Origin of the sequence: Kitasatospora sp. NBC_00070, from assembly GCF_045041205.1 — a bacterium.
Classification (GTDB): domain Bacteria; phylum Actinomycetota; class Actinomycetes; order Streptomycetales; family Streptomycetaceae; genus Kitasatospora.
This window is the reverse complement of the sequence record NZ_CP108247.1, coordinates 1,454,174-1,480,967: the sequence shown is the minus strand read 5'-3', so window position 1 is coordinate 1,480,967 and position 26,794 is coordinate 1,454,174. Positions and strand designations below refer to the sequence as shown.

Below are 26,794 nucleotides of genomic sequence, written 5' to 3'. Positions count from 1 at the left end.
GGGCGTGGTCAGGCCGGGCGCTGAAGCACCATCAGCGAGCGGTCGGTGAGCCAGAGCGTGTCACCCGCCTTCACCCGGGTGCCGGTGCCCGGGGAGGGCAGCACCGGCAGGGTGGTGTCCACCACGGTCTGCCACTCCTGGCCGTGGTCGGCCGGGACGGTGAACTCCAGCGGCTCGGAGTGCGCGTTGAAGAGCAGCAGGAAGGAGTCGTCGACGATCTTGCCGCCGCGCCGGTCGGGCTCGGAGATCGCGTTGCCGTTCAGGAAGACGGTGAGCGACTTGGCGTAGCTGGTGGACCAGTCCCGGTCGGTCATCTCCCCGCCGGCCGGGGTGAACCAGTTGATGTCGGTCAGGTCGTCGTGGGTGCCGGAGACCGGGCGGCCGTGGAAGAACCGGCGGCGGCGGAAGACGGGGTGGTCCCGGCGGAGCCAGATCATGCCCTGGGTGAACTCCAGCAGCTCGGACTCGGGGGTGCCGCTCTCCGGCCAGTGCACCCAGGAGAGCTCGTTGTCCTGGCAGTACGCGTTGTTGTTGCCGTGCTGGGTGCGGCCCAGCTCGTCGCCGTGCGAGAGCATCGGCACGCCCTGGGAGAGCAGCAGGGTGGCGATGAAGTTCCGCTGCTGACGGGCTCTCAGCTCCAGCACGGCGGGGTCGTCGGTGTCGCCCTCGGCCCCGCAGTTCCACGAGCGGTTGAAGGACTCGCCGTCCCGGCTGTCCTCGGCGTTGGCCTCGTTGTGCTTCTCGTTGAAGGAGACCAGGTCGCGCAGGGTGAAGCCGTCGTGGCAGGTGACGAAGTTGATCGAGGCGATCGGGCGGCGGCCGTCGTCCTGGTAGAGGTCGGAGGAGCCGGTCAGCCGGGAGCCGAACTCGGCCAGCGTGGCGGCCTCGCCGCGCCAGAGGTCGCGGACGGTGTCCCGGTACATGCCGTTCCACTCCGTCCAGAGCGGGGGGAAGTTGCCGACCTGGTACCCGCCCTCGCCCAAGTCCCACGGCTCGGCGATCAGCTTGGCCTGGGAGACCACCGGGTCCTGCTGGCAGAGGTCGAAGAACGAGGAGAGCCGGTCCACCTCGTGGAACTGGCGGGCCAGGGTGGCGGCCAGGTCGAACCGGAAGCCGTCCACGTGCATCTCGGTGACCCAGTAGCGCAGCGAATCCATGATCATCTGGAGTACGTGCGGACTGCGCATCAGCAGGCTGTTGCCGGTGCCCGTGGTGTCCTCGTAGAACCGCTGGTCCTTGGCCAGGCGGTAGTAGGAGGCGTTGTCCAGGCCCCGGAAGGAGAGCGTCGGACCGAGGTGGTTGCCCTCCGCGGTGTGGTTGTAGACCACGTCGAGGATCACCTCGATGCCGGCCGCGTGCAGCGCCTTGACCATCGACTTGAACTCCTGCACCTGCTGCCCGCGGTCCCCGCCGGAGGAGTAGGACGAGTGCGGGGCGAAGAAGCCGATGGTGTTGTAGCCCCAGTAGTTGGACAGCCCGAGGTCGCGCAGCCGGTGGTCCCGGACGAACTGGTGCACCGGCATCAGCTCGATCGCGGTCACCCCGAGCTTGGCCAGGTGCTCGATCACGGCCGGGTGGCCGATGCCCGCGTAGGTGCCCCGGATCTCGTCCGGGATGCCGGGGTGCAGCTGGGTCAGGCCCTTCACGTGGGCCTCGTAGAGCACCGTGCGGTGGTAGTCGGTGCGCGGCGGGCGGTCGTTGCCCCAGTCGAAGTACGGGTTGATCACCACGGAGTGCATGGTGTGCGGGGCCGAGTCCAGGTCGTTGCGCCGCTCGGGCGCACCGAAGTGGTAGCCGTACACCGACTCGTCCCAGTCGATGTGGCCGCTCATCGCCTTGGCGTACGGATCCAGCAGCAGCTTGGCGCTGTTGTGCCGCTGGCCGAGGCCGGGGTTGTGCGGGCCGTGCACCCGGAATCCGTACCGCTGCCCGGGTTGGATGCCGGGTAGGAAGGCATGTCGGACGAAGGCGTCCGTCTCCCGGAGCTCGACCGAGGTCTCGGAGTCGTCCTCGCCGAGCAGGCAGAGCTCGATCCGATCGGCGCTCTCGGAGAACACCGCAAAGTTGGTGCCGGCCCCGTCGTAGGTGGCGCCGAGGGGGTACGGCTGCCCTGGCCAGACCTGCATATCGCCTCAACTTCCCTGGTGCCAACCGGAATTGGCGTTGTACAGGATCTGCCCGGCTGGCTGCCGGACCATGTACGACCATGCCTACCGTGATGCACGGCATACCGGGATCCTCCCCAACCGGGTGGGGCCAGGGCGAGCAATTGGCCGCGACTTCGCCCGAACGAGTGTCCGCCCAGTGGCTAATCCACCTTCTCCGAACGGATGGTTGTGCGGACAAGGGGCTGCGCCCCCGCCGACCCGGCAGTACCCTTGATCGTCCGGCACGCGCTCCGGACACCGTGCGGACATCGGGCTGTGCACGCCCCTGCCGCCATGGTTGAGACAGGGTCAGCGGACGGTCCGTCATCTCGCCGGTCCGCCGGGGGTGGGCCGAGAGGTGAGGTAGCGCATGGTGGTCCCCGCCGACGGCCGGGACGGCCCGGAGGGCTCCGGGCGGAGCGAGGCGCCGACGGTGGTGATGCGCGGGCGGCCGCCGAAGCGTGCCACCGTCCCGGCCCAGGGCGGGCCGGTCGAGCCCGCGCCGCTGGCCTGGTCGGCGGACCAGTGGGGGCTGGCCGACCACCGGGTCCGGCTGGCCGGCCGGGCGTACGTCTGGCTCAACCTGGTGGAACAGCGGCTGCGCGCCCTGGTGGACGAGGTGCTCCGGCCGGTCTACGCGCCCGCGCACGGCGAGGACTGGGTGACCGCCGCGGCCGGCCCGGCGGGCGAGGAGTGGGTGCACCGGGCCGGTGCGGTCCGCGAGGTCAGCCGCCGCAAGGGCTACCTGCTCGACCCGGCCGACGACGACCCGCTGGTCTTCCTCACCCTGCCGCAGCTGCGCGAGCTGATGGTGCAGCACTGGCCGTGCTTCGAGCCCTATCTGATCGACCGTCGGGAGATCGAGCTCGCGCTGGACGAGCTGGAGGTCGCCCGGCACGTGGTCTCCCGCAACCGCAGCCTGTCCGGCACCGTGCTGGCGCAGACCGAGCGGGCCGCCGCCCGGCTGCTCGCCCTGCTGGACGGCGGCTCCGGCGGGGTGCCCGCCGACGTGGTCGAGGACCTGGTCGGCGGCCGGTTCGCGGACGTGGTCTCGGTGCACGCCGACCGGGTCAGGCTGCAGCGCGAGCTGCCGGTGGAGGACCTGCTGGAGGGCGCCAGGCGGCTGGACGCGCTCGGCATCGGGCTCGGCATGCTCTGCCAGAACTACACCGGCAAGCGACTGGTCCGGCTGGCCGCCGACGGCTGCCGGGTCCGGCTGCTGTTCCTGAACCCGGCCAGCAGCGCGGTCCGCCGCCGGGAGCGCGAGCTCGGGCTCGGGCGGGGCGAGCTGGCCCGTTCGATCGAGATGAACATCATGCACGTCCGCCGGGTCCGGGCCCGGCTGCGCGACCAGGGCGGCTTCGAGATCCGGGTGTTCGACGAGATGCCCCGGTTCACCGCCTACCTGGTGGAGGGCGCCCGGCCGCCGGGCCGACGCCGCTCGGGCGACCTGGGCGTGGTGCAGCCGTACCTGCGGCGGTCCCGGGGGATCGAGTCCCCCGCGCTGGTGCTGCGCGGTGGCGCCGGGCAGGAGCCGGGCGGGCAGGAGCCCGGGCTGCTGGAGGTCTACCGCGAGGAGTTCGAGGGGGTCTGGGCGGACTCCCGGGCGGTGTCCTGAGCCGGCCGGCCGGCCGGCCGCCGTACCGGAACGGGGGACGGCTGACCGAGTGTCAGCGGGCCTCGCCGGACCGCTCGGTGGCCCTGCCCGGTGCCAGGATGGCGGTGGTCGCCGGCGGGGCCCCGCGGCCCGCCGGCGCGATGGACGACACCCAGCCCCCGAGCCCCAGGGAGTCCGCCTGATGACCGATCAGACCTGCCCGGCCGGATTCGGCCGCCGCGGCTTCGTCAAGGCCACCGCCCTCGCCACCGGCGCCCTCGCCCTGCGGGCCGGGGCGACACCCGCCGCCGCCGGGACCGGCCCGGCGCGTGCGGTGATCCCGTTCCACGGCCCGCACCAGGCCGGCATCGTCACCCCCGCCCAGGGCTACGCGAGCTTCGTCTCCTTCGCGGTCGCGGTGCCCGACCGGGCCGGGCTGGAGAAGCTGCTGCGCGAGCTGACGGCCCGGATCCGTTTCCTCACCGCGGGCGGCACCCCGCCGCCGGACGCCCCGGGCGCCCCGCCCGGTGACAGCGGCACGCTCGGCCCGGTGCTCCCCGCCGACAACCTCACCGTGACGGTCGCGGTCGGCGCCACGCTGTTCGACCGCCGCTACGGCCTGGCGGCGGTGCAACCGGCCAGGCTCGGCCGGATGCGGACCTTCCGCGGCGACCGGCTGCGCGCCGGTGACCTGCACGGCGACCTCTCGCTCCAGCTCTGCGCGGACAGCAGGGACGTGGTCGTCCACGCGCTGCGGGACCTCGGCCGGTGGACCCGGGGCAGGATGCAACCGCTCTGGCGCACCGACGGCCAGCTCAACCCCGGCCGCCCGGACGGCGCCCAGCGCAACGTGCTGGGCTTCAAGGACGGCATCGCCAACCCCGACCCGGACTCGGCCCGGGAGCTGGACCGGCTGGTCTGGGTGCAGCCGGGCAGCGCCGAACCGGCCTGGGCGGTGGGCGGCAGCTACCAGGTGCTGCGCACCATCCGGGTGCTCTGCGAAGCCTGGGAGGAGGTCCCGCTGGACCGGCAGGAGCGGGTGATCGGCCGCCGCCGCGACACCGGCGCCCCGCTGGACGGGACCACCGAGAACGACCAGCCGGACTACACCAAGGACCCGACCGGGGCGGTCATCCCGCTCGACGCGCACATCCGGCTGGCCAACCCGCGCACCCCCGGGACCGACGATTCCCGGGTGCTGCGCCGGGGCTACACCTACGACCGGGGCCTGACCGCGGACGGCCGACTGGACACCGGGCTGGCGTTCTGCTGCTACCAGCAGGACCTGGTGCGGCAGTTCGAGGCGGTGCAACGGCGGCTGGAGGGCGAGCCGCTGGCCGACTTCCTGGTCTGCACCGGCGGCGGCTACTTCTTCGCGCTGCCCGGGGTCAGGGACGAGAACGACTGGCTCGGCCGGGGAATGCTGGCCGGGTGAGCCGGCCCCTCCGGAGGCTGCTCGCCGGGACCCGGCGGTTCCTGCTGTCACTGGTGCGCGCGATGATGGGCACCTCGCGACGGACCGACGGAAGGACATCTCGGATGAGTTGGTGGAAGGAGCCTCTGGTCGGCTTCGACCTGGAGACCACGGGCACCGACCCGGCGAGCTCCCGGATCGTCACCGCGGCACTGGTGGACACCTTCGGGCCCCGGCCCGAGCGGGTGCTGAACTGGCTGCTCGACCCCGGCGTGCCGGTGCCCGCCGAGGCGACGGCGATCCACGGGATCAGCGACGAGCAGGCCCGCCGGGACGGGCGCCCGGCCGCGCTGGCGGTGGAGGAGATAGCCGACGCGCTGTGTGAGCGGCTGCTGGCGGGCCGTCCGGTGGTGGCCTTCAACGCGCCGTTCGACCTCTCCCTGCTGGACGCCGAGCTCGCCAGGTACGGCCTGCGCTCGCTGGCCGCCCGGCTCGGCGGCAGCGTCGCCCCGGTGGTCGACGCGCTGGTGATCGACCGCGCGGTGGACAAGTACCGGCGCGGCTCGCGCACCCTGCAGCACGTCTGCGCCGTGTACGGCGTGGAGCTGACCGACGCGCACGAGGCGGGCAGCGACGCGCTGGCCGCCGTCCGGGTCGCGGTCGCCCTCGGCGAGCGCTACCCGGCCGAGGTCGGCGGCCTGACGCCGGAGCAGCTGCACGCCCGTCAGATCGACTGGTACCGGAGCTGGGCCGAGGACCTGCAGTCCTGGCTGCGCCGGGAGAAGGACCCGGCCGCCGAGGTCGACGGCAGCTGGCCGCTGCGCTAGCCGGTCGTGCCGTGCTCGGCCTCCCGGTCAGACCGCCGGGAAGTCGAAGCCGTACCCCTGGGCGGTCAGCCAGGGCAGCAACTGCCGTAGGGCGGCGACGGTCTGCGAGCGGTCGCCGCCCGCGTCGTGCAGCAGCACCACCCCACCCGGGCGCAGCTCGCGCTGGACGGTGCCGACGATGGCGGCGGCGCCCGGGCGGCTCCAGTCGCGCGGGTCGACCGACCAGCCGAGCGGGCGCAGGCCGTTGGCCGCGGCGATCCGCTGGTTGTCGGCGGTGAAGCCGCCGCCCGGGGCCCGGAACCACGGGATCCTGGTGCCCGCGCCGCCGGCCTTGAGGATCATCTCCTCGGCGGCGACGATCTCGTACTCCTGTCGCTGGTACGAGAGCGCGGCGAACGGCTGGGGGTGGCTCACGCTGTGGTCGCAGAGCCGGTGCCCCTCGGCCCTGATCCGCTGGACGAGGGCGGGGTAGGCGGTGGCGTTCCGGCCGGTCAGGCAGAAGGTGGCCCGGACGCCGTACCGGGCGAGCAGGTCGAGCACCTGGCCGGTCGCCGGGCCGGGGCCGTCGTCGAAGGTGAGCGCCACGGTCCGTCCACCGGAGGCGGTGCCGCGCACCACCGAGGCCGAAGTCCCGGGCGGCGCGGGCGGTTTGGGGGTGGCCGGGGCGGGCGGCGCGGGCTTGGACGGGCTGGGCCTGCTGGTCGGCGGCGCCGGGCGGGGCGGTTCGCTGCTCGCCGACGGGCTGGTGGCGGGCAGCGGCGGCAGCGACGGTGGCGGGGTCGGCGTCGCGGTCGGAGTCGCCGAGGGGGAGCCGGTGGCGCTGCCCGACCCGGACGAACTCGGTTCGGCCTTGGGCGAGTTGGTGCAGGAGGCCAGTAGTGCGGCGGCGAGCAGTGCGGTGAGGCCGTACCGGGTCTGCTGGGCGAAGCTGGTCCGCATGGCGACGACTCCTGACGTCGTACCGGCCGCCCGGGCAGGGCGCCTGCCCGATCTGACGTCAGGAGCGTACGGGCCGGTTCCGAAGATGCGTACGAACCGGCCCGGTCAGAACGGGTACCAGCGCACCGCCGTGGCCCCGTCCCGGAGCGAGGCGACCCGGCGGGTGAACTCGGCCAGTGCGGCCGGGTTCCCGGGGGCCTGCTGGGCGACCCAGGAGGCGCTGGCGGTCTCCCTGGCCCCGCGCAGCACCGCGAAGCCCGGCCAGTCCCGGACGTCCCGGCCGTACGCCTCGGTGAAGGCCAGGTAGTCCTCGGCGGGGACGCCGTACCGGTCGTGGCTGAGCGCGAGCACCACCAGGTCGTGCTCGCGCAGGTCACCGGAGACGGTCTCCAGGTCGAGCAGGACGGGGCCGTCCGGGCCGACCTGGACGTTCCGGGGCAGGGCGTCGCCGTGGATCACCCCGGGGGGCGACTCCGGTACCAGTTCGGCGATCGCGTCCCGGTACTCGGCCCGGCGGGCGCGCAGGAACGCGACGTCCGCCGGGTCCACGTGACCGTCCGCGCTCGCCAGCCAGCGGTCCACCGGGGCGAGCAGCTCGCGCGGGGCGAGCGGGAACGGCGGGGCCGGCAGCGCGTGCAGTGCCCGCAGCAGCGGGGCCAGGTCGACGGGCCGGGCCGGGCGGACGGCGGGGGCCAGCCGGTGCCAGAAGGTGACGGGGTGTCCGTCCGGCAGCACCGGCTCCGGCAGGTACGGGCGGACCACCGGGATGCCCTGCCCGGCGAGCCAGCCGGAGACGGCCAGCTCCCGGCCGGCCCGCTCGGCCACGGCGGGTCCCCGGCCGACCTTGGCCACCACCGCCGGGTCGCCGAGGTCGAAGGCGGCGTTCTCGCCGAACGCCAGCAGCTCGGCCGCCGTCGGCTCCGGGAGTCCGGCGGCCGCGCAGGCGCGGGTCAGCAGGGCGCGGGCGGTGGCGGCGTCGAAAGTGCTCATCCGAGCATCATCGCGCAGTCGGGCCCGTCGGCCCGGTCTCCTCCTCCCGGGCGGCGGCACTCCACCCTGAGGGGGAGGCGTCTCCGTCTGGAGCAGGAGGTGAGCAGGGTCCGGGCCGGGTCAGGATGGGGGGAGGGGCCGCTCGACGGTCCGGGGGGTGCACCGACCGGAGCCCGCCTGCCCGGTCGCGGGGCGGCTCACGTACGATGCTCACACTTACTTACCTGCCGACCGGCTAGGGACCTCAGGGCCCGGCCGCTCACAGCCGTCGCCCAGTGTCCCGTCCCCCAAGGGCTGCGGTGAACCATGCCCAGGAGGCACAGCGAGCATGTTCCACCGGATCGGACAATTCGTCGTCAAGCGCGCCTGGTGGGTGATCCTCGCCTGGATCGTCGCCGCAGTCGCCATCGTCGCGACCGCGCCCAAGCTGACCGCCCAGAGCGACGCGAGCGACTTCCTGCCGCGGCACTACGAGTCCATCCGGGCCTCGGTCGTGCAGCAGCAGGCGTTCCCCGCCAACTTCACCCCGTCGGCCATGGTGCTCTTCGAGCGCACCGACGGCGCCCCGCTCGGCGAGGCGGACAAGGCGGCGATGACCAAGGTCGTCGACGGCCTGACCGCCAAGAAGATCAAGTTCGTCGAGCAGGTCACCCCGGTGACCCCGCAGAGCACCTCGAAGGACGGCAAGTACGCCCTCTCGATGGTCGGCATGGAGAAGGACGCCGCCTACAAGCCCGAGGCCGCCGACTCCGCCAAGGAGCTGCGTGAGGACGCCAAGCAGCTGGCCGAGGGCAGCGCCCTCAAGGTCCAGCTGGGTGGCCAGGCCGCGCAGAACCTGGACCAGAAGGACTCGTCCGAGCTGGCCAACGCGCTGATCGGGATCGGCACGATCGTGATCATCATGCTCACGCTCGGCATCATCTTCCGCAGTCCGATCATCGCGCTGCTGCCGGTCATCTCGGTCTTCGTCTACTCGATGGTGGCCAACGGCCTGATCGGGTACGCGGTCAAGGCGTTCGGCCTGAAGGCCGACAACTCGGTCTCGGCGATCCTGATCATCGTGTTGTTCGGGGTCGGCACCGACTACTTCCTGTTCCTGATGTTCCGTTACCGCGAGCGGTTGCGGGCCGGGGACAGCCGGAAGGACGCGGTGGCCAACGCGGTCGGCCGGGTCGGTGAGGCGATCACCTCCGCCGCCGGCGCCGTGATCGTGGCGTTCAGCGTGCTGCTGCTCTCCAGCCTCGGCATGTTCAAGGCGATGGGCCCCTCGCTGGCCATCGCGGTCGGCGTCACCGCGATCGCCTCGGTCACCCTGGTGCCGGCGATCCTGTCGCTGATCCCGGAGAAGGTGCTGTTCTGGCCTTCGAAGGCGTGGCAGCGCGAGCCGAAGAACGCCCGCTTCGCCGTCTTCGGCGAGACCGTCAAGCGTCGTCCGCTGATGGTCGCGCTGGTCTCCGGCGGTCTGCTGCTGGCCTTCTCGGCGGCGGCGTTCGGCTACAAGGGCACCTTCGACCTGGCGGCCGGCTCGATGCCGAAGACCAAGGAGTCGATGGTCGTCCAGGACACCCTGATGACGGCGTTCTCGGCCGGCGCCGCCGACCCGAGCCACGTCTACCTGACCGGCAAGGACGGGGCCAAGCTCGACCCGGCCTCGTTCGAGGGCTACGCCGCCGCGCTCGGCAAGGTCGACGGGGTGGCCCAGGCCTTCCCGAAGCCCAACCTGAGCCAGGACGGCGGCACCGCCGACTTCACCGTCATGCTCAAGGACGGCCCGGCCACCAACAAGGCGATCGACACCGTCACCGGTCTGCGCGAGGTGGCCCACGCCTCCGCCCCGGCCGGCACCGAGGCGTACGTCGGCGGTCTGACCTCCGTCTACAAGGACATCAACTCCGCGATGGCCCGCGACTACTCGCTGGTCTTCCCGATCGCGGCCGTGCTGATCATGCTGATCCTGGGCCTGCTGCTGCGCAGCGCGGTCGCGCCCTGGTACCTGATGGTGGCCGTCGGCCTCGGCTTCACCGCCACCATCGGCGCCACCAGCCTGATGTTCCAGCACGTCCAGGGCGAGAGCGGCCTGATGTTCATGCTGCCGATGCTGATCTACCTGTTCGTGGTGGCGATCGGCACCGACTACAACATCCTGATGATCGCCCGGCTCCGCGAGGAGGCGGCCGAGGGCCACAGCCCGCGGGAGGCCGCGGCGCTGGCGGTCAAGCACGGCGGTCCGACCGTCGCGGCGGCCGGCTTCATCCTGGCCGGCACCTTCGGCACGATGCTGCTCGCGGGCAACATCTTCTTCAGCGAGATCGGCTTCTCGGTGGCCTTCGGCATCATCGTGTCGGCCTTCGTGATGGCGCTGTTCTTCACCCCGGCGCTGACCGCGCTGCTCGGCAAGGCCGCCTGGTGGCCCGGCCACGCGGCGCTGCCCGGGCACGACCCGCAGCCCTCGCCGGGCAAGCAGCCGGAGCCGGCCGGACGGCACTGACCCGGTGTCCGGAGCGGTGGGCGGCGATCATGCCGCCCACCGCTCCGGCGCAGGTGAGCGGGCTCCGTGAACGGCGTGTGTCGGTGGGCCGATCGGGGGAAATTCTCCGATCATCTCGGGTGCCGTCGTGCTACAGTCGGAGCAGTTGCAGTTTTGGTTCCCATGAACGTACGTGTGCGCCTGCTGGTACCAACCAACAGGCGCATTTGTTTTGTCCGGTGTTTCAACCTCCGGATGGGGATCGCGGCTACTTGGGGCCTACGAAGTGTGGGTTCCCTTGCCCCAGTAGAAGGAGACGGTTATGGCTACCGGCACCGTGAAGTGGTTCAACAGCGAAAAGGGCTTCGGCTTCATCGAGCAGGAGGGTGGCGGCCCGGACGTGTTCGCCCACTACTCCAACATTCAGGCCAATGGCTTCCGTGAGCTCGTTGAGGGCCAGCACGTGGAGTTCGACGTCACGCAGGGCCAGAAGGGCCCGCAGGCCGAGAACATCCGCCTCGTCGGCTGAACCTGAACAACGCGTAGCGAGGGCCCGCACCGCACGGTGCGGGCCCTCGCTCATGCCGCCGAACGGCCGGGGCGGCACACGACTCCTGACGGCCGAACTCCCCCAGCTCCACGCCGGGGGTGCCACTTTCTGGTCCTTCGCCACGTACCCCGTGGCCATCGGCCGCCCAGGACGGAGAACACATGACCACGCCTGCCCGCCCGCCGCGCAACCGTCGCAGCCCGCAGCAGTCCACCGGCCGCCCGCAGCAGCAGCGCACCGGTACCAGCAGCGGCGGCCTCGCCCGCACCGGCGGTGGCAACCGCCGCCCGCAGCGTGCCGCCGCCCAGCCGCAGCCGCCCGCCGACTTCGCCGTCGTCGAGGGCACCCCGGCCAAGCCGCCGGCCGCCACCTTCGCCGAGCTGGAGATGCCCAAGGGCCTGCTCTCCGCCCTCGGCAAGGAGGGCGTCACCGAGCCCTTCCCGATCCAGTCCGCCACCCTGCCGGACGCGCTGGCCGGCCGTGACGTGCTCGGCCGTGGCCGCACCGGCTCCGGCAAGACCCTCGCCTTCGGCCTGGCGATGCTGGCCCGCACCGCCGGGAAGCGCGCCGACGCCCGCCGTCCGCTGGCCCTGGTGCTGGTGCCGACCCGCGAGCTGGCCCAGCAGGTCACCGACGCGCTCACCCCGTACGCCACCGCGGTCAACCTGCGGATCACCACCGTGGTCGGCGGCATGTCGATCACCCGGCAGGCGAACGCGGTCCGCCGCGGCGCCGAGGTCCTGGTCGCCACCCCCGGCCGGCTGGACGACCTGATCAACCGTCAGGACGTCCGGCTGGACGACGTGCAGATCACCGTGCTGGACGAGGCCGACCAGATGGCCGACATGGGCTTCCTGCCCCAGGTCACCAAGCTGCTGGAGCAGGTCGCCGAGGGCGGCCAGACCATGCTCTTCTCGGCCACCCTGGACCGGAACGTGGACCGCCTGGTGCGCCGCTTCCTGACCGACCCGGTGACCCACTCGGTCGACCCGTCGGCCGGCGCGGTCACCACGATGGACCACCACGTGCTCCAGCTGGACGTGGCGGACAAGATCTCGGTCACCGCGCACATCGCCTCCCGCGAGGGCCGGATGATCATGTTCGTGCACACCAAGCACGGCGCCGACCGGCTGGCCAAGCAGCTGCTGGCGGCCGGGGTCAAGGCGGCGGCGCTGCACGGCGGCAAGTCCCAGCCGCAGCGCAACCGGGTGCTGGACCAGTTCCGGGACGGCCAGATCTCCGCGCTGATCGCCACCAACGTGGCGGCCCGTGGCATCCACATCGACGGTCTCGACCTGGTCGTGAACGTGGACCCGCCGATCGACCACAAGGACTACCTGCACCGTGGCGGCCGGACCGCCCGGGCCGGCGAGTCCGGCACCGTGGTGACGCTGGTGCTGCCCGAGCAGCGCCGCGAGGTCACCCGGCTGATGACCACCGCCGGTATCCGGCCGACCACCACCAAGGTCCGCCCCGGCGACGCCGAGCTGGCCCGGATCACCGGCGCCCGGACGCCCACCGGTGTCGCGGTCACGTTGGTCCCGGTGGCCGCCCCCGGCACGGAGCCGGCCCCGGCCCAGCCGCGCCGCCGCGCCGCCCCCAAGCGTTCCGGGCTGCCCGCCGACGTGGACATGAACGGCAACGCCCGCCGCCCGCGCGCCAAGCAGCGGATGGGCGCGGGAGCCGCCACCGGTGGCGGCTCCGGCCGGGCCGGTGCGGGCAACGGCCGGACGGCTGCCGGGTTCATCGGCAAGTCGGCCGCCAGCAAGCCGGGTTCGGGCACCAAGAGCGGTTCCAACTACGGCACCGGCCGGCAGCGCCGCAAGTCCGACTGATCAGACCCGACCCGATCAGGGTTCCCGCCCAGGGGCGACCGGCGAACAGCCGGTCGCCCCTGCGGCGTCTCCGGGCCGCGTTCGGCCAGCGAGAAGCCCTGCCAGGCGAGTTGGGGCGTGTGCTAGCTTCTTCCCGGCCGTCGTCAGGTCGACCGGCCACGGGCCACGGGGGAAGGAAGCCTGCGATGTCGGGTGAGTACCGGGTAAGTCCGGAGGCGATCCGGCGGTTCGCCGCCACCGCCGAGCAACGGGCGGACCGACTGCGGGAGATCCGTGGGCAGTTGGGGGCGCACCAGCTCTCCCAGGGCTCGTTCGGGAAGCTGCCGGAGTCGGACGAGCTGTACGCCGAGTACCAGGGGCGGGCCGAGGTCGGGGTGTCCAACCTCGGTACCGCCGCGGAGTCGATGGCCAGGCTGGCCGAGCACGTCGAGGGCGTGGCCCGGAACTACGAGGGCGTGGAGCAGGGCCTGACCGGTGGCATGCAGGCCATGACGCAGGGGCTGGGCGGATGACCGGCCCGGCTTCGCAGGCGGCCAACGCCTATGAGAAGGTCAGCAATTGGCTCAGCCCGGCGAGCTCGGTGATCGACGAGATCCTGCGCCCGCTGGTGGAGCCGATGGCCGAGTGGCTGGAGTGCGTCACCGGCGACCCGGAGGGTCTGCTGGCCGCCGCCGAGGTCTGGAAGGACCGGGCGGGGCAGGTCCGCGAGGTGATCGCCGACCAGCGGCGGGACCGGGCCGCGCTGCAGCACGACTGGCAGGGCGAGGCGTCCGACCGGCTCCAGGCCGAACTCGAGGAGTTCGAGAAGACCCTGGAGGAGGAGGCGGACGCGATGGAGCAGACCGCCTTCGAGCTGGAGGAGGCCGCCGAGCAGTGCCGGGTGGCGCAGGAGCTGGTCGAGACGGTCATCCGCGAGCTGATCGAGATGCTGCTGATCAGCCTGGCCGCCTCGCTGGCGATGAGCGTGCTGACGGCGGGGATCTCGATGGCCGCCGAGGCGGCGGTGGCCGCCGGCGAGGCCGGGATCGCGAGTGCCCGGATCGCCGGTCTGGTCGCCCGGCTGGCCACCGCGCTGAAGCGGCTCGAGGTCCTGATGAAGGCGAAGAAGGCGAGCATCCTCAAGCCCTCGACCTTCAAGGACCCGGAGCTGGCCCAGGCGTTCGTGGTGCAGAAGGTCGCCAAGAAGACGATCAAGGCGGGCCTGCACGGTATCGGCCTCACCGGTGACCCGATCGGCCAGACCGCGCAGACCGCCGTGCAGGAGGGCCTGAAGTACGCCGCGGACGAGGTGGACCAGAAGATCCACCCCCAAGGGCTGCCCCCGACCGTAGAGTTGACCCCGGAGGAGCGCAGGCAGCGCTTCGACCAGGCGTTCGGCTGACCGGAGGGGCCCGTGTTCGAATCGGTGCGGATGGCCGTCGAGCCGTTCCTGGACGAGGGCGAGCGGCTGCTCGAAGGAGCGGCCGTCAGCCTCCTCCCGGGCGTACCGCAGCCTCCGCACGAGCTGCGGGCACCCCGTCGGCCGACTGCGGCGGCCGGGCGGCCGGCGGGCCCGATCGGCTTCCTGGCCAGGGTGGGCGCGGTGGTCAACCCGCTCTCGACGGCGGCCGAAGGGGTCGAGGACCGGGTGACCGGCGCGCTGAACGGAGCGCTGCACGGCGAGGGGCTGTCCGGCGGCTGGCAGAGCGCGGCCGGGCGGCTGGTGATCCGGCTGTACGACGACTCCGGCACCGCGAGCGGTCTGCTCGCGCTGACGGACCGTCGGGTGCTGATGGTGGTCGACCAGGCCCCGATCTGGCAGCTGTTCTCGAGCAAGCACGTGGTGCAGTGGTCGGCCGCCAGGACCGAGCTGGCGGAGTTCCGCCGCAACGCGAAGGGTACCCGCCGGCGCGGCCGGGTCGACCTGGTCTTCCGGGACGGCTCCTGGGTCGGGGTCAACACCGCCAACCCGGCCAACGCCGATCTGCTGGTGACCGCGTTCAGCGGCTGACCGGCAGCCGGCCGAGCCGGTCGGAGGTCTCCTGGTCCCGCGGCAGGAAGACCACCAACTGGAGGTCCTCCTCGGCCCGCAGCACCAGCTGGTCGATCCGCAGCAGGCCGGCTGTCTCGTGCGCGATGTCCTTGGCGCTGCCGGCCCGCTCCTGCACCTGGTGCTCGTCCAACCAGCGTGCGGCGTCCGGATGTTCGGTCCGCAGCCGGGCGATCAGCGCGGTCAGCCGGGGGGTCCGGCGCTCGCCGTAAGTGGTGCGCAGCTGGGCCAGGGTGCGCCGGGCGTGCCGCTCCCAGTCGACGGTGCGCCGACGGTTGGCCTCGTTGGCGAACACCTGCCAGGCGATGTTGCGGTCCTCGGCGGCGCAGCCGGAGAAGCCGAACAGGGCGTCGGCCGAGGCGTTCCAGGCCAGCACGTCCCAGTCCGGGTCCAGCAGGAAGGCCGGGGCCGGGCTCTGGGCCTCCATCAGACGCCTTAGCGGGTACGGGACTTCGGCAGGTGGCTCGACCGGCGGAGCGGCCGGGTCGGCACCGCCCACCAGGTGGAACAGATAGGCGGTCTCGGCCCGGTCCAGCCGCAGGGTACGGGCCAGGCTGCCGAGCACCTCGGGGGAGGGGTTGATCCGACGCCCCTGCTCCAGCCAGGTGTACCAGGTGACCCCGACCCCGGCCAGCAGCGCCAGCTCCTCCCGGCGCAGTCCGGGGGTACGGCGGCGTACGCCGGGGGCCAGCCCGACCTGTTCGGGCGTCAGCCGGGCCCGGCGGGTGCGCAGGAAGCTGGACAGCGCCTTGCGCTGCAGCTCGGTGGTGGTCATCTTCCTTCTCCCCCGGGCCGGACGGGCCCGACCTGCCGTGATCCTGGTGGTCCGACTACCAGTATCACCACGCACTGCCGGACCCCGGCACCGGACGGGAGGCTGGAGCACGTCCACCGAAGGACGTTCCACCCGGAGGAGAACCCGATATGACGATCCGCCCGATCCGCGCCGCCGCCGTCACCGCCGCTGCCGCCGCGCTGCTGGGAGCCGGTGCGCTGCCGGCCGCCGCCCACCCGTACCGGCCCCCGGTGGTGGTGGCCGGGCACGCGGACACTCTGCACCCCGAGGACGCGGTCTGGGACGCCGACCACCACCGTTTCCTGGTCGGCTCGCTGCGGCACGGGACCGTCTCGGCCGTCCGGCCGGACGGCTCGGTGCGCACCCTGGTGGACGACCCGGAGCACCTGGTCTCGGTGATCGGCATCCAGCTGGACCGGGCCAGGGGCCGGGTGCTGGTGGCCAATGCCGCTCCGGGGGTGGGCCTGCGGCACGACCCGGCGAAGGTGGTCGCGGGCATCGGCGGGTACGACCTGGAGACCGGGCGACGGCTGTTCTACACCGATCTGGCCGCGGTGGCGGCGGACGGTGGGCGGCATTTCGCCAACGACCTGGCGCTGGGTCCGGACGGCGAGGTGTACGTGACCGACTCGTTCTCCCCGTTGGTCTACCGGGTGCGGCCGGACGGCCGGGCCTCGGTGCTGGTGCGGGACGACCGACTGGCCGCTCCGGCGGGTGTGTTCGGGCTGAACGGGATCGTCCGGATCGGCAGCACCCTGCTGATCGGCAAGTACGACGACGGCACGCTGTGGCGGCTGGCGCTGGACCGCCCGACGGAGCTGCGCCAGGTCTCGGTGGCGGGCCCGCGCCCGATCGGTCTGGACGGCCTGCTGTCCACCGGCAGGGGTACGCTGCGCGGGGTCACCAACACGCTGGGCGGCTCCGGCGCGGACAGCCTGGTGGACCTGCGCTCGCCCGACGGCTGGCGCACCGCGGTGCTGACGGTGCGGGCGGCGGCCGACCCGGTACCGACCGCGCTGGTGGCCGGGCCCGGCGGCTCGGTGTACGAGCTGTCCGGCCGGATGGACCTGCTGTTCCAGGGGGTGCCGGACGACCGGTTCACGCTGCGTAGGGTGTGAACCATGGAACTCGACGCGGCAGACCTCGATGCGCAGGAGGCCCGGCTGGACGAACTGCTCGCGCTGCTCGGCCTGGTCCTGGACGAGCCGGCCGACCGGCGGGTCGAGGCGCTCGCGGCGGGTCAGCCGCTTTACCCGCAGTTCCACCGGATCGGCCACAAGCGGCAGTTGGTGCTCCGCGCGCTGGAGGACGACCGGCGGTCGGTGCTCGCGCACTACCCGGCCGTGCTGGGGGCGGTGGTGGCCGACCGGGACGCCAACTCGCCGCGCTGGCTGGTCGCCGTGCTGGCCGGCGCGGTCGGCCGGCGCCGGGCCGAGGCGGACCTGCTGGCGGCCGGCGCGTCGGCGGACGCGCTGCGCTGGGCCCGGCTCTGACGGTGTGTCTCAGGCCGCCACGGCGGCCGAGGCGCGGGCCCGGTCGTAGCGCTGGAGCAGCAGGTCGGCGATCTCCGGAGCGGCGCCGAGCACCGGTGCGATCAGCTCGATCCCGGCACCCCGGGCAGCGGCGGTGATCCGGTCCGGCAGCAGGCCCGGTGCCAACAGGTAGGGGGCGACCGCGAGTCGACGCAGCCCCCGGGCCCGCAGCGCGGCGACCGCGTCGGCCGACCGGGGGGGTGCGGCGGAGGCGTGTGCGACCTCGACGGCGGCGAAGCCGCGGGTACGGCGGTACTCGGCGGCCACCGCGCGGGTGGCGGCGTTGGCGGCCCGGTCGGAGGACCCGGCGGCGGCCAGCACCAGGCCGGTGCGGTGCGCCTCGGCCGGGTCGAAACCGGCCTCGGCGAGCCGGCGGTCCAGGGCGGCCAGCAGCAGTGGCGAGGGTCCGAGCACGTCGGCAAGCGGCAGGTCCAGGCCCGCCTCGGTGAGCGCGGCCGGGATGTCGGTACGGGCGTGGAAGGCCCGGTTGAGCAGCAGCGGGACGGCGACGGCGGTCCGGAACCGGTCGGCCACCTGGGCCAGCCGGGGAGCCGAGTGCTCCAGATAGGCGGCGCCGACCCGGAGCCCGGGGCGGGTCGAGCCGATCAGCCGGACCAGCTCGTCCACGGTCGCGGCGTGCCGGGGGTCGCGGCTGCCGTGGGCGATCAGCAGTAGGGCGGGACTGCCCGCACCCGTGGTGCGGGCGGGTGCGGGCAGCCGGCCGAGGCGCATGGTCACGGTCCTATCGGTTGCTGACCAGCAGGCCGCGGTTGCGCAGCACGAGGCGCTCCAGCGGGCTGAAGAACAGCAGGTCGATGGCGACGCCGACGATCAGGATCAGGATGATGCCGAGCAGCACGCCGGACATGTCGTTGAACTCGCGCTGGTTCTCCAGGAACCGGCCGAGGCCGACGCCGAGGTCGGGGGAGGCGGCGATCAGTTCGGCGGCCATCAGCGAGCGCCAGGAGAAGGCCCAGCCCTGCTTGAGCCCGGCCAGGTAGCCCGGGAGTGCGCCGGGCAGCAGCACGTGCCGGGCCCGGGAGAGGCCGGTGGCGCCCATGGTCCGGCCGGCCCGCAGCAGCAGCGGCGGGACCTGGTCGATGCCGGCCACCAGGCCGTTGGCGACCGAGGGCACCGCGCCCAGCAGGATGACGGCGTACATGGTCGAGGGGTTGACGCCGAGCCAGATCACCGCGGCGGGGACCCAGGCCACCGAAGGCAGCGACTGGAGGCCGGAGAGGATCGGGCCGATGGCGGCGCGGACCGACTTGACCTGGGCGACCAGCAGGCCGATCGGGGTGCCGATCACCACGGCGGCGGCGAAGCCGGACAGGCCGCGCCAGAGGCTGGTCCAGATGATGCTGAACAGGGTGCCCTGGGCCCACAGGTCGCTGAGCGAGGCCCAGACCATGCCGGGGCTGGGCAGCTTGTACTCGTCGGTCAGCTCCAGGTTGAAGGCGAGCTGCCAGACCCCGAGCACCAGCGCGACCGCGACCAGCGGGGGGAGGGCCTTCTCCCGGAGGACGGTGAGCAGCGGGGTCCGCTGGGTGACCACGGCGTCCAGGGCGTCCAGGCCGGCGCCGACGTCGGCCGCGCCGTTCTTGTCCAGGACGGTCTTCTCCGGGACGGGGGCGGTGTCAGTGCTGGCCATGGCGGCGGATCTCCCCACGGAGTTCGTCAGTGATCTCGATGGACAGGTCGGCCACACCGGCGGACTCGATCCGGCGGGGCTGCGGCAGGTCGATCCGCCACTCCTTGGCGACCCGGCCGGGGCGCGAGGAGAGCAGGACGACCCGCTGGGCGAGGCGGACGGCCTCGCGGACGTTGTGGGTGACGAACAGGACGGTGAGCTTGCGTTCGGCCCAGATCCGGGTGAGCTCGTCGTGCAGCACGTCGCGGGTGATGGCGTCCAGGGCGGCGAACGGCTCGTCCATCAGCAGCACGTCGCTGCCCTGGGCGAGCGCCCGGGCCAGCGCGACGCGCTGGCGCATGCCGCCGGAGAGTTCGTGGACCCGCTTGGTGTGCGAGCCGGTGAGCCGGACCAGCTCCAGCAGGCGCTCCGCCTCGGCGCGCCGTTCGGCCTTCGGGGTGCCGCCGAGCCGCAGCGCCAGCTCGATGTTCTTGCCGGCCGTCAGCCAGGGGAAGAGCGCGTGCTCCTGGAACATCAACGCGGGCCGGTGGCCGGGGAGTTCGATGCTGCCGGCGGAGGGCTTGTCGAGACCGGCGACCAGGTTGAGCAGGGTCGACTTCCCGCAGCCGGAGGCACCCAGCAGGGTGACGAACTCGCCGGGCGCGACATCGAGGGTGATGTCGTCGAGCACGTGGGTGGCGGCGCCGGGGCGGCCGAAGGACTTGTGGACGTGCGAGATCCGGACGGCGGGGGCGCCGTCGAGGACCCCGGCGCTCGGGGCGCTCTCCGAGGTGGTCAGTGCCGTGGTCATCCGGGCACCTCCTGGGTGACTGGTCTGGCGGAAGGGGAAGTTCGGGAGCCGGGGTCCGGCCCCGCCCGGCCCGGCGACGGGCATCGACTGGGCTGGGCGGGGGCACGGACCACGGAGCTTGGGAGAACCGCTACTTGGTGCCGAGCCCGGCGTCCGCCACGGCGGCCTGGCTCTTCTCCTTGAGCACCTTGTTGAGCAGGGTCAGGTCGTAGATCCCGGTGAGGGTCGGCTTCTTGAGCAGGCCGGCGGTCACCGCGTTGTCCGCCTCGGTCTGGAGGGTGGCGGCCAGCGGGTCGTCGATGAAGTCGATGTCGGCCCAGGCCGGGTCGAGGACGGCCGCCTCGAGGGCGTTGCCCGCGGCCTCCTTGATCGCGGCGTTGGCGGACTCCTTGGCCTTCGCCGGGTTCGCCTTGATGAAGGCGTTGGTGTTCACCGAGCCGCGCAGCACGGCCTCCACCACGTCCGGGTGCTCCTTGAGGAACTTCTGCGAGACGATGATGTTGGTGATCACGAACTTCTTGTCCGGCCAGAGCGACTTCTCGTTCAGCAGCTCCTTGGCGCCCAGCGTGACCAGCTTGGAGGCGGTCGGCTCCGGCACCCAGGCGCCGTCGATGGAGCCCGACTTGTAGGCGTCCGGGGTGACCTTGTTGTCCGAGCGGACCACCGAGACGTCACCGGCGCCGGAGTTGGGGTCGACCTTCCAGCCCTTGCCCGCCAGGAAGCTGAGCAGCGCCACGTCCTGGGTGTTGCCGATCTGCGGGGTGGCGATCTTCTTGCCCTTGAGGTCGTCCACCGACTTGATCTTGTCGGGGTTGACGACCAGGCGGACGCCGCCCGAGGCGGAGCCGCTGATGATCTTCAGGGCCTCGCCGTTGGACTTGGTGAAGCCGTTGATCGCGGGGGAGGGGCCGATCCAGCCGATGTCGATCGAGCCCGCGTTCAGCGCCTCGATCTCGGCCGGTCCGGCGTTGAATATCTGGGTCTTGATCTGGGTGCTGCCCAGCTCCTTCTGGAACAGGCCCTCCTTGAGGCCGACCAGCGGGGTGCCGTGGGTCAGGTTGGCGAAGTAGCCGATCTTCACCGTGTCGGTGGAGAGCTTGGCCGCGCCGGAGGAGGCGGCGGCCGGAGCGGCCGCCTTGTCCTTGCTGTCGGAGCCGTAGCCGCAGGCGGTCAGCAGGCCGAGGGCGGTGACGGTGGCCACCGCGGCGACGGCGGTCCGTCTGGTGCGACCCGGGAGGAACTGGTGCGAAGTCATGGAAGTCGTCCTCTTCGTGCAGGAAAGAAAGAAAGTCGGATGAAGGCACGGAACGGTGCCGGCAAGCCGGGGGCGGCTTCTGCTGTGGGAAGCGGCCACCCCCGGTGACAGGGGGTCAGTGCCCCTGTCCGCCCGCACATCGCGTCAGTCCGCCCTGGCCACTGCCGAGGACGCCGCTGCCGATGCGGCCGCCTTCCTTGTCCATGCCCGAGAACGCCTCGCTGGGCATCAGACCCAGTCCTCCCCATCAGCATCGGTACGCACGGTGTCGAACGCCTCGCCCGCCATGCCGGCGGTGAGGGTGGTGCCGTCGGCCGGGTCGATCAGCAGGAACGATCCGGTCCTGCGGTTGACGCGGTAGTCGTCGAGGGCGAGCGGCTCGGCGGTGCGCAGCACCACGTGGCCGATCTCGTTGACCGTCAACCCCTCGGCGCCGGAGCGCTGTTCGAGAGTGTCGATGTCGATCCGGTAGGAGATCTCCTTGACCAGCGCGCGCACCGTCCGGGTGGTGTGCTTGAGCAGCACCTTCGCCCCGACGTGCAGCGGACGGTCACTCAGGTGGCAGACGGTGGCCACCACGTCCTTGGTGGGGACCAGGGTCGCACCGCCCGCGATCAGGTCGCCGCGCGAGATGTCGATGTCCTCGGCCAGGCGCACCGTCACCGACTGGGGTGCCCAGGCGATGTCGGTCTCGACGCCGAGCGCGTCGATCCCCGCGACGGTGGTGGTGTGGCCGCTCGGCAGCACCGTCACCGGGTCGCCGACCCGCAGCACGCCGGAGGCCAACTGCCCTGCGTAGCCCCGGTAGTCGAGGTGCTCGCCGGACTGCGGGCGGATCACGTACTGGACCGGGAAGCGGGCGGGCTGCTCGCTCGGGTCGCTGCCCACCGGCACCGTCTCCAGGTGCTCCAGCAGGGTCGGGCCGCCGTACCAGTCCATGTGGGCGGACGGCTCGACCACGTTGTCCCCGGCCAGCGCCGAGATCGGCACCGCCACCACGTCGGTGACGCCCAGCGAGGCCGCGTACGCGGTGAACTCCGCGGCGATGGCGGCGAAGACCGGCTCGGCGTACTCCACCAGGTCCATCTTGTTGACCGCCAGCACCACGTGCGGCACCCGCAGCAGCGCGGCCACCGCGGCGTGCCGGCGGGTCTGCTCGACCACGCCGTTGCGGGCGTCCACCAGCACCACGGCCAGCTCGGCGGTGGAGGCGCCGGTCACCATGTTCCGGGTGTACTGCACGTGCCCGGGGGTGTCGGCCAGGATGAACCGCCGCCGGGCGGTGGCGAAGTAGCGGTAGGCCACGTCGATGGTGATGCCCTGCTCGCGCTCGGCCCGCAGGCCGTCGGTGAGCAGCGCCAGGTCGGGGGCCTCCTGGCCGCGCTTGCGGGAGGCGTGCTCGACGGCCTCCAACTGGTCGGTGAGCACCGACTTGGAGTCGTGCAGCAGCCGGCCGACCAGGGTCGACTTGCCGTCGTCCACGGATCCGGCGGTGGCGAAGCGGAGCAGCGAGGTGGCGCTGGTCTGGATGATGGTGCTCATGGCTAGAAGTACCCCTCGCGCTTACGGTCTTCCATGGCGGCCTCGGACATCTTGTCGTCCGCCCGGGTGGCGCCACGTTCGGTGAGTCGGCTGGCGGCGATCTCGGTGATCACGTCGGCGATGGTCGCCGCGTCCGAGTCCACCGCACCGGTGCAGGACATGTCGCCCACCGTCCGGTAGCGGATCAGCCGGTTCTCGACCGTCTCGGTCTCCTTCGGGCCGCCCCACTCGCCGGCCGTCAGCCACATGCCGTCGCGCTTGAACACGTCGCGGTGGTGCGCGTAGTAGATCTCCGGGAGCTCGATGCCCTCCCGCTGGATGTACTGCCAGACGTCCAGCTCGGTCCAGTTGGAGAGCGGGAAGACCCGGACGTGCTCGCCGACCGCGTGCTTGCCGTTGTAGAGGCTCCACAGCTCGGGGCGCTGGCGGCGCGGGTCCCAGGCGCCGAACTCGTCGCGGAGCGAGAACACCCGCTCCTTGGCCCGGGCCTTCTCCTCGTCCCGGCGGCCGCCGCCGAACACCGCGTCGAACTTGTTCGACTCGATCGCGTCCAGCAGCGGGACGGTCTGCAGCGGGTTGCGGGTGCCGTCCGGGCGCTCGCGCAGCCGGCCGTCGTCGATGAAGTCCTGGACGTGCGCGACGTGCAGGCGCAGGCCGTGCTTCGCGACGGTGCGGTCCCGGTAGTCGATGACCTCGGGGAAGTTGTGGCCGGTGTCCACGTGCAGCAGGGTGAACGGGACCGGCGCGGGCCAGAACGCCTTGAGCGCCAGGTGCAGCATGACGATCGAGTCCTTGCCACCGGAGAACAGGATCACCGGCCGCTCGAACTCACCCGCCACCTCGCGGAAGATGTGCACCGACTCCGCTTCGAGGGCGTCCAGGTGGGACAGCGTGAACGGGTTGTCGACGGCCGGCAGACTGTCCGTGGCGGTGGTCATGCGAGGCCCCTCTCGGTCAGGAAGGCGTACAGCTCGGCGGCCGACTCGGCCACCTCGCGGCCCTGGGTCTGCAGGCGCAACTCCGGTTGCTCCGGAGCCTCGTACGGGTCGTCGACCCCGGTGAGACCGGAGATCTCGCCGGCGGCCTGCTTGGCGTACAGGCCCTTGACGTCGCGCTCCGAGCAGAGCTCCACCGGGGTGGCGACGTGGATCTCCAGGAACTCGGTGCCCAGCGCCGCGTGCCGCTCGCGCACCGCCGCCCGGGAGTCGGCGTAGGGCGCGATCACCGGGGCGAGCACCTTCACACCGTTGGCGGCCAGCTTCTCGGCCACGAAGCCGATCCGGGCCACGTTGGTGTGCCGGTCCTCCTTGCTGAACCCCAGTCCCTTGGACAGGAATTCACGGATCTCGTCACCGTCCAGCACCTCGACCTTGTGGCCCTCGGCGCGCAGCCGGTCGGCCAGCGCGAAGGCCAGCGTGGTCTTGCCCGCGCTGGGGAGCCCGGTCAGCCACACAGTGGCGCCGCGCTCGCAGACGGCGGCCTGCGGGGCCGCCTCTGCGGCTCCGTCGGCAACCCGGGTGGTGGCTGTGCTCACGGTGAGATCTCCAGAAAGTAGTCGACGGTGGATCAGCGGGTCAGAGGTGGATGCCGCACTCGGTCTTGCCCGAGCCGGCCCAGCGGCCGGCCCGGCCCTGCTCGCCCTCGCCCGGCTTGGCGGTGCAGGACAGCGGCGAGCAGCCGATCGAGGTGTAGCCCTCCCACAGCAGCGGGTTGAGCAGCACCCCGTTGGCGGCCACGTACGCGTCCACGTCCGCCTGGGTCCAGCGGGCGATCGGAGCCAGCTTGACCTTGCGGCGCTTGGCGTCCCAGGCCACCACGGGGGTGTTCGCCCGGGACGGGGACTCGTCCCGGCGCAGCCCGGTGGCCCAGGCGTCGTAGCCGCCGAGCCCCCGGTTGAGCGGCTCGACCTTGCGCAGCGAGCAGCACAGGTCGGGGTCGCGGTCGTGCAGGTTCGCGCCGTACCGGGCGTCCTGCTCGGCCACGGTCTGCAGCGGCTTGAGGGTGATGACGTTGACCGGCAGCACCGCCGCCACCGCGTCCCGGGTGCCGATGGTCTCGGCGAAGTGGTAGCCGGTGTCCAGGAACACCACGTCCACACCCGGGAAGACCGAGGAGGCCAGGTGGGCCACCACCGCGTCCTCCATCGAGGAGGTGACGCAGAACCGCTTGCCGAAGTGCTCGGCGGCCCACCGCAGGATCTCCTGCGCCGGTGCCTCCTCCAGCTCGACGGCGGCGGCGTTCGCCAGCGCCTCGTAGTCAGTCGCGAGACTCATGTGCCGTACCCCCGTTGGTGGTTGACAGCAGACCGAGGAACTTCAGCTGGAACGCCCGGCGGCAGCCGTGGCACTCCCAGGACCCGTGCCCGGCCTCGGACGGGCGCAGGTCCTCGTCCCCGCAGTACGGGCAGTGGAAGGGGGCGGCGCGCTCGCTCACGACAGCTGCTCCTCACTGGCCCGGGCGGTCCACTGGGCGAACCGCTCGCCGTCCTTCTTCTCCGCCTGGTAGCGGGTGAGCACGCGCTCGACGTACTCGGGCAGGCCGTCCTTGGTGACCTTGAGGCCGCGGACCTTGCGGCCGAAGCCGGCCTCCAGGCCCAACGCGCCGCCCAGGTGCACCTGGTAGCCCTCGACCTGCTCGCCGTTCTCGTCGGTCACCAGCTGGCCCTTGAGACCGATGTCCGCGACCTGGATCCGGGCGCAGGCGTTCGGGCAGCCGTTGATGTTGATGGTGAGCGGCTCGGCGAAGTCCGGCAGGCGGGTCTCCAGCTCGTCGATGAGCGTGCGGCCGCGCTCCTTGGTCTCGACGATGGCGAGCTTGCAGTACTCGATGCCGGTGCAGGCCATCGTGCCGCGCCGGAACGGCGAGGGGTTGACCCGCAGGTCCAGCGCCTCCAGGCCGGCCACCAGGGACTCGACCCGGTCGGCCGGGATGTCCAGCACGATCATCTTCTGCTCGGCGGTGGTGCGCAGCCGGTCCGAACCGTGCTCGGCGGCCAGGTCGGCCACCTGGCCGAGCAGCTTGCCGTTGACCCGGCCGACCCGCGGTGCGAAGCCGACGTAGAAGCGGCCGTCCTTCTGCCGGTGCACGCCGACGTGGTCGCGCCAGGTGCCGCTGGGCTCCTTCGGCGCGGGGCCGTCGATCAGCTGGTACTTGAGGTAGTCGTCCTCCAGCACCCGGCGGAACTTCTCCACGCCCCAGTCGGCGACCAGGAACTTCAACCGGGCCCGGTTGCGCAGCCGGCGGTAGCCGAAGTCGCGGAAGATCCCGATCACGCCGCCGTACACGTCGGCGACCTCGTCCAGCGGGACCCAGGCACCGAGCCGGACGCCCAGCTTGGGGTTGGTGGAGAGCCCGCCGCCGACCCAGAGGTCGAAGCCGGGGCCGTGCTCGGGGTGCTCGACGCCGACGAAGGCGATGTCGTTGATCTCGTGCGCCACGTCCAGCAGCGGCGACCCCGAGACCGCCGACTTGAACTTGCGCGGCAGGTTGGAGAAGTCCTTGTTGCCGATGAAGCGCCGCATGATCTCGTCGATGGCGGGGGTGCCGTCGATGATCTCGTCCTCGGCGATCCCGGCGACCGGGGAGCCCAGGATCACCCGGGGGGTGTCACCGCAGGCCTCGGTGGTGGAGAGGCCGACCGCTTCCAGCTTCTGCCAGATCGCGGGCATGTCCTCGATCCGGATCCAGTGGTACTGGACGTTCTGGCGGTCGGTCAGGTCGGCGGTGCCCCGGCCGTACTGCTCGGAGACCTCGGCGATCGCCTTCAGCTGGGCCACCGTCAGGCGGCCGCCGTCGATCCGGACCCGGAGCATGAAGAACTCGGCGTCCAGCTCGTGCGGCTCCAGGATCGCGGTCTTGCCGCCGTCGATCCCCTCCTTGCGCTGGGTGTACAGACCCCACCAGCGCATCCGGCCGCGCAGGTCGGCCGGGTCGATCGAGGCGAAGCCCTGCTGGGCGTAGATCGTCTCAATGCGTGTCCGCACGTTGAGACCGTCGTCGTCCTTCTTGAACTGCTCGTTGGGGTTGAGCGGGGTGCGGTGACCCATCCCCCACTGGCCCTCGCCACGGTGGCGGGTCACCTTGCGGGCGGCGGCGGGACGGCGCGCCGGGGCGGCGTCGACCGGGGGCTCGACCGGTTCGGGGGTGGGGGCCATGGTGAAGTCCTTACGGCAGTGGCTCTGGTGGCGGCTGTGAGCATCCAGGCGTGGCCCTGCTGTGACCTGCGGTGTTCCGCGAGGATCGGGGAAGCAGTGACCTGGCCGGGGGCTCGCACATCCGCTGCGGCGGGGACGGCGAGGTGGTACGCGCCGGGGTGCGGTGGTGGCGGCGGGGTGGGGCTCAGGTCACCGGACAGATGGCGCTGGACACGCGAAGGAGATCGACGTGAAGTCGACCAACTAGGGTGGTTCCGGCGCTCGGCATGGCAAGAGATT

26 protein-coding genes are annotated in these 26,794 nt (G+C 72.3%); 11 read left to right on the top strand and 15 right to left on the bottom strand.

The annotated features are described in order from the left end of the window. Nucleotides 1-8: 8 nt before the first annotated feature. Nucleotides 9-2,126, bottom strand: a complete 2,118-nt coding sequence (gene glgX, locus OHV05_RS07015; RefSeq protein ID WP_405016873.1) for a glycogen debranching protein GlgX — start codon at nucleotides 2,124-2,126, stop codon at nucleotides 9-11. A 391-nt stretch (nucleotides 2,127-2,517) separates the two neighbouring features. Between glgX and OHV05_RS07010 the strand changes: the two genes are divergently transcribed. From OHV05_RS07010 to OHV05_RS07000, 3 genes are all read left to right on the top strand, one after another. Then, nucleotides 2,518-3,765, top strand: coding sequence for an SAV2148 family HEPN domain-containing protein (locus OHV05_RS07010; protein WP_403046339.1), 1,248 nt, complete (start codon nucleotides 2,518-2,520; stop codon nucleotides 3,763-3,765). Between the two features lie 181 nt (nucleotides 3,766-3,946). Then, a complete protein-coding gene (locus OHV05_RS07005; protein WP_405016872.1) occupies nucleotides 3,947-5,179 on the top strand; it encodes a Dyp-type peroxidase in 1,233 nt (410 codons plus the stop codon). 104 nt (nucleotides 5,180-5,283) lie between these two features. Further along, nucleotides 5,284-5,985: an exonuclease domain-containing protein gene (locus tag OHV05_RS07000; RefSeq protein WP_405016871.1), complete on the top strand. Its 702-nt coding sequence runs from the start codon at nucleotides 5,284-5,286 to the stop codon at nucleotides 5,983-5,985. Nucleotides 5,986-6,012: 27 nt separating this feature from the next. Here OHV05_RS07000 and OHV05_RS06995 read toward each other — a convergent pair whose 3' ends face one another. After that, on the bottom strand, nucleotides 6,013-6,924 hold the full coding sequence (locus OHV05_RS06995; RefSeq protein WP_405016870.1) for a polysaccharide deacetylase family protein: 912 nt from the start codon (nucleotides 6,922-6,924) through the stop codon (nucleotides 6,013-6,015). A 105-nt stretch (nucleotides 6,925-7,029) separates the two neighbouring features. After that, a complete protein-coding gene (locus tag OHV05_RS06990; protein WP_405016869.1) occupies nucleotides 7,030-7,914 on the bottom strand; it encodes a phosphotransferase in 885 nt (294 codons plus the stop codon). A gap of 328 nt (nucleotides 7,915-8,242) precedes the next feature. Between OHV05_RS06990 and OHV05_RS06985 the strand changes: the two genes are divergently transcribed. The 6 genes from OHV05_RS06985 (at nucleotide 8,243) to OHV05_RS06960 (ending at nucleotide 14,756) form a co-directional block, all read left to right on the top strand. After that, nucleotides 8,243-10,402, top strand: coding sequence for an MMPL family transporter (locus OHV05_RS06985; RefSeq protein WP_405016868.1), 2,160 nt, complete (start codon nucleotides 8,243-8,245; stop codon nucleotides 10,400-10,402). Nucleotides 10,403-10,703: 301 nt separating this feature from the next. Next, nucleotides 10,704-10,910 carry a cold-shock protein gene (locus OHV05_RS06980; RefSeq protein WP_403045523.1) on the top strand — a complete coding sequence of 69 codons (207 nt, stop codon included), beginning with the start codon at nucleotides 10,704-10,706 and terminating at the stop codon, nucleotides 10,908-10,910. Between the two features lie 182 nt (nucleotides 10,911-11,092). Then, the gene (locus OHV05_RS06975) at nucleotides 11,093-12,766 is read left to right on the top strand and encodes a DEAD/DEAH box helicase (protein WP_405016867.1); all 1,674 of its coding nucleotides are present in this window, start codon (nucleotides 11,093-11,095) and stop codon (nucleotides 12,764-12,766) included. A gap of 185 nt (nucleotides 12,767-12,951) precedes the next feature. Beyond that, the gene (locus OHV05_RS06970; RefSeq protein ID WP_405016866.1) at nucleotides 12,952-13,278 is read left to right on the top strand and encodes a hypothetical protein; all 327 of its coding nucleotides are present in this window, start codon (nucleotides 12,952-12,954) and stop codon (nucleotides 13,276-13,278) included. Beyond that, nucleotides 13,275-14,147 (top strand): WXG100 family type VII secretion target, encoded by an 873-nt coding sequence (locus OHV05_RS06965; protein ID WP_405016865.1) that lies wholly within the window; start codon nucleotides 13,275-13,277, stop codon nucleotides 14,145-14,147. The genes OHV05_RS06970 and OHV05_RS06965 overlap by 4 nt, the downstream gene beginning before the upstream one ends. A 12-nt stretch (nucleotides 14,148-14,159) precedes the next feature. Continuing rightward, on the top strand, nucleotides 14,160-14,756 hold the full coding sequence (locus tag OHV05_RS06960) for a hypothetical protein (RefSeq protein WP_405016864.1): 597 nt from the start codon (nucleotides 14,160-14,162) through the stop codon (nucleotides 14,754-14,756). Here the strand turns inward: OHV05_RS06960 and OHV05_RS06955 are convergent. Then, on the bottom strand, nucleotides 14,746-15,570 hold the full coding sequence (locus OHV05_RS06955; protein WP_405016863.1) for a helix-turn-helix transcriptional regulator: 825 nt from the start codon (nucleotides 15,568-15,570) through the stop codon (nucleotides 14,746-14,748). The two genes, OHV05_RS06960 and OHV05_RS06955, sit on opposite strands and share 11 nt — an antisense overlap. Before the next feature lie 149 nt (nucleotides 15,571-15,719). On the opposite strand from OHV05_RS06955, the gene OHV05_RS06950 reads away from it, so the two are divergent. Next, nucleotides 15,720-16,709 (top strand): hypothetical protein, encoded by a 990-nt coding sequence (locus OHV05_RS06950; RefSeq protein WP_405016862.1) that lies wholly within the window; start codon nucleotides 15,720-15,722, stop codon nucleotides 16,707-16,709. Between the two features lie 3 nt (nucleotides 16,710-16,712). After that, nucleotides 16,713-17,084 carry a hypothetical protein gene (locus tag OHV05_RS06945; RefSeq protein WP_405016861.1) on the top strand — a complete coding sequence of 124 codons (372 nt, stop codon included), beginning with the start codon at nucleotides 16,713-16,715 and terminating at the stop codon, nucleotides 17,082-17,084. A gap of 9 nt (nucleotides 17,085-17,093) precedes the next feature. Here OHV05_RS06945 and OHV05_RS06940 read toward each other — a convergent pair whose 3' ends face one another. From OHV05_RS06940 to OHV05_RS06890, 11 genes are all read right to left on the bottom strand, one after another. After that, on the bottom strand, nucleotides 17,094-17,855 hold the full coding sequence (locus OHV05_RS06940; protein ID WP_405021403.1) for a sirohydrochlorin chelatase: 762 nt from the start codon (nucleotides 17,853-17,855) through the stop codon (nucleotides 17,094-17,096). Nucleotides 17,856-17,865: 10 nt separating this feature from the next. After that, nucleotides 17,866-18,774 carry an ABC transporter permease gene (locus OHV05_RS06935; RefSeq protein WP_405016860.1) on the bottom strand — a complete coding sequence of 303 codons (909 nt, stop codon included), beginning with the start codon at nucleotides 18,772-18,774 and terminating at the stop codon, nucleotides 17,866-17,868. Continuing rightward, on the bottom strand, nucleotides 18,761-19,564 hold the full coding sequence (locus OHV05_RS06930; protein ID WP_405016859.1) for an ABC transporter ATP-binding protein: 804 nt from the start codon (nucleotides 19,562-19,564) through the stop codon (nucleotides 18,761-18,763). Before OHV05_RS06930 ends, OHV05_RS06935 begins: the two co-directional genes overlap by 14 nt. A 130-nt stretch (nucleotides 19,565-19,694) precedes the next feature. Further along, a complete protein-coding gene (locus tag OHV05_RS06925) occupies nucleotides 19,695-20,819 on the bottom strand; it encodes an aliphatic sulfonate ABC transporter substrate-binding protein (RefSeq protein WP_405016858.1) in 1,125 nt (374 codons plus the stop codon). A 228-nt stretch (nucleotides 20,820-21,047) separates the two neighbouring features. Beyond that, nucleotides 21,048-22,361, bottom strand: a complete 1,314-nt coding sequence (locus OHV05_RS06920) for a sulfate adenylyltransferase subunit 1 (RefSeq protein WP_405016857.1) — start codon at nucleotides 22,359-22,361, stop codon at nucleotides 21,048-21,050. A gap of 2 nt (nucleotides 22,362-22,363) precedes the next feature. Next, nucleotides 22,364-23,299 (bottom strand): sulfate adenylyltransferase subunit CysD, encoded by a 936-nt coding sequence (gene cysD / locus OHV05_RS06915; RefSeq protein WP_405016856.1) that lies wholly within the window; start codon nucleotides 23,297-23,299, stop codon nucleotides 22,364-22,366. Then, nucleotides 23,296-23,895, bottom strand: coding sequence for an adenylyl-sulfate kinase (gene cysC / locus OHV05_RS06910; protein WP_405016855.1), 600 nt, complete (start codon nucleotides 23,893-23,895; stop codon nucleotides 23,296-23,298). Before cysC ends, cysD begins: the two co-directional genes overlap by 4 nt. A 40-nt stretch (nucleotides 23,896-23,935) precedes the next feature. Beyond that, on the bottom strand, nucleotides 23,936-24,634 hold the full coding sequence (locus OHV05_RS06905) for a phosphoadenylyl-sulfate reductase (protein WP_405016854.1): 699 nt from the start codon (nucleotides 24,632-24,634) through the stop codon (nucleotides 23,936-23,938). Beyond that, on the bottom strand, nucleotides 24,618-24,794 hold the full coding sequence (locus OHV05_RS06900) for an IS1 family transposase (RefSeq protein ID WP_184921116.1): 177 nt from the start codon (nucleotides 24,792-24,794) through the stop codon (nucleotides 24,618-24,620). The genes OHV05_RS06905 and OHV05_RS06900 overlap by 17 nt, the downstream gene beginning before the upstream one ends. Continuing rightward, nucleotides 24,791-26,515 carry a nitrite/sulfite reductase gene (locus OHV05_RS06895; RefSeq protein ID WP_403045500.1) on the bottom strand — a complete coding sequence of 575 codons (1,725 nt, stop codon included), beginning with the start codon at nucleotides 26,513-26,515 and terminating at the stop codon, nucleotides 24,791-24,793. The genes OHV05_RS06900 and OHV05_RS06895 overlap by 4 nt, the downstream gene beginning before the upstream one ends. Nucleotides 26,516-26,699: 184 nt before the next feature. Continuing rightward, nucleotides 26,700-26,783 (bottom strand): putative leader peptide, encoded by an 84-nt coding sequence (locus OHV05_RS06890; RefSeq protein ID WP_310593185.1) that lies wholly within the window; start codon nucleotides 26,781-26,783, stop codon nucleotides 26,700-26,702. Nucleotides 26,784-26,794 lie beyond the last annotated feature (11 nt).

Bases quoted from the DNA above. Each gene is read 5' to 3' on its own strand.
- glgX (WP_405016873.1), bottom strand. From the start codon at position 2,126: ATGCAGGTCTGGCCAGGGCAGCCGTACCCCCTCGGCGCCACCTACGAC.
- OHV05_RS07010 (WP_403046339.1), top strand. From the start codon at position 2,518: ATGGTGGTCCCCGCCGACGGCCGGGACGGCCCGGAGGGCTCCGGGCGG.
- OHV05_RS07005 (WP_405016872.1), top strand. From the start codon at position 3,947: ATGACCGATCAGACCTGCCCGGCCGGATTCGGCCGCCGCGGCTTCGTC.
- OHV05_RS07000 (WP_405016871.1), top strand. From the start codon at position 5,284: ATGAGTTGGTGGAAGGAGCCTCTGGTCGGCTTCGACCTGGAGACCACG.
- OHV05_RS06995 (WP_405016870.1), bottom strand. From the start codon at position 6,924: ATGCGGACCAGCTTCGCCCAGCAGACCCGGTACGGCCTCACCGCACTG.
- OHV05_RS06990 (WP_405016869.1), bottom strand. From the start codon at position 7,914: ATGAGCACTTTCGACGCCGCCACCGCCCGCGCCCTGCTGACCCGCGCC.
- OHV05_RS06985 (WP_405016868.1), top strand. From the start codon at position 8,243: ATGTTCCACCGGATCGGACAATTCGTCGTCAAGCGCGCCTGGTGGGTG.
- OHV05_RS06980 (WP_403045523.1), top strand. From the start codon at position 10,704: ATGGCTACCGGCACCGTGAAGTGGTTCAACAGCGAAAAGGGCTTCGGC.
- OHV05_RS06975 (WP_405016867.1), top strand. From the start codon at position 11,093: ATGACCACGCCTGCCCGCCCGCCGCGCAACCGTCGCAGCCCGCAGCAG.
- OHV05_RS06970 (WP_405016866.1), top strand. From the start codon at position 12,952: ATGTCGGGTGAGTACCGGGTAAGTCCGGAGGCGATCCGGCGGTTCGCC.
- OHV05_RS06965 (WP_405016865.1), top strand. From the start codon at position 13,275: ATGACCGGCCCGGCTTCGCAGGCGGCCAACGCCTATGAGAAGGTCAGC.
- OHV05_RS06955 (WP_405016863.1), bottom strand. From the start codon at position 15,570: ATGACCACCACCGAGCTGCAGCGCAAGGCGCTGTCCAGCTTCCTGCGC.
- OHV05_RS06950 (WP_405016862.1), top strand. From the start codon at position 15,720: ATGACGATCCGCCCGATCCGCGCCGCCGCCGTCACCGCCGCTGCCGCC.
- OHV05_RS06945 (WP_405016861.1), top strand. From the start codon at position 16,713: ATGGAACTCGACGCGGCAGACCTCGATGCGCAGGAGGCCCGGCTGGAC.
- OHV05_RS06940 (WP_405021403.1), bottom strand. From the start codon at position 17,855: ATGCGCCTCGGCCGGCTGCCCGCACCCGCCCGCACCACGGGTGCGGGC.
- OHV05_RS06935 (WP_405016860.1), bottom strand. From the start codon at position 18,774: ATGGCCAGCACTGACACCGCCCCCGTCCCGGAGAAGACCGTCCTGGAC.
- OHV05_RS06930 (WP_405016859.1), bottom strand. From the start codon at position 19,564: ATGACCACGGCACTGACCACCTCGGAGAGCGCCCCGAGCGCCGGGGTC.
- OHV05_RS06925 (WP_405016858.1), bottom strand. From the start codon at position 20,819: ATGACTTCGCACCAGTTCCTCCCGGGTCGCACCAGACGGACCGCCGTC.
- OHV05_RS06920 (WP_405016857.1), bottom strand. From the start codon at position 22,361: ATGAGCACCATCATCCAGACCAGCGCCACCTCGCTGCTCCGCTTCGCC.
- cysD (WP_405016856.1), bottom strand. From the start codon at position 23,299: ATGACCACCGCCACGGACAGTCTGCCGGCCGTCGACAACCCGTTCACG.
- OHV05_RS06905 (WP_405016854.1), bottom strand. From the start codon at position 24,634: ATGAGTCTCGCGACTGACTACGAGGCGCTGGCGAACGCCGCCGCCGTC.
- OHV05_RS06895 (WP_403045500.1), bottom strand. From the start codon at position 26,515: ATGGCCCCCACCCCCGAACCGGTCGAGCCCCCGGTCGACGCCGCCCCG.
- OHV05_RS06890 (WP_310593185.1), bottom strand. From the start codon at position 26,783: ATGCCGAGCGCCGGAACCACCCTAGTTGGTCGACTTCACGTCGATCTC.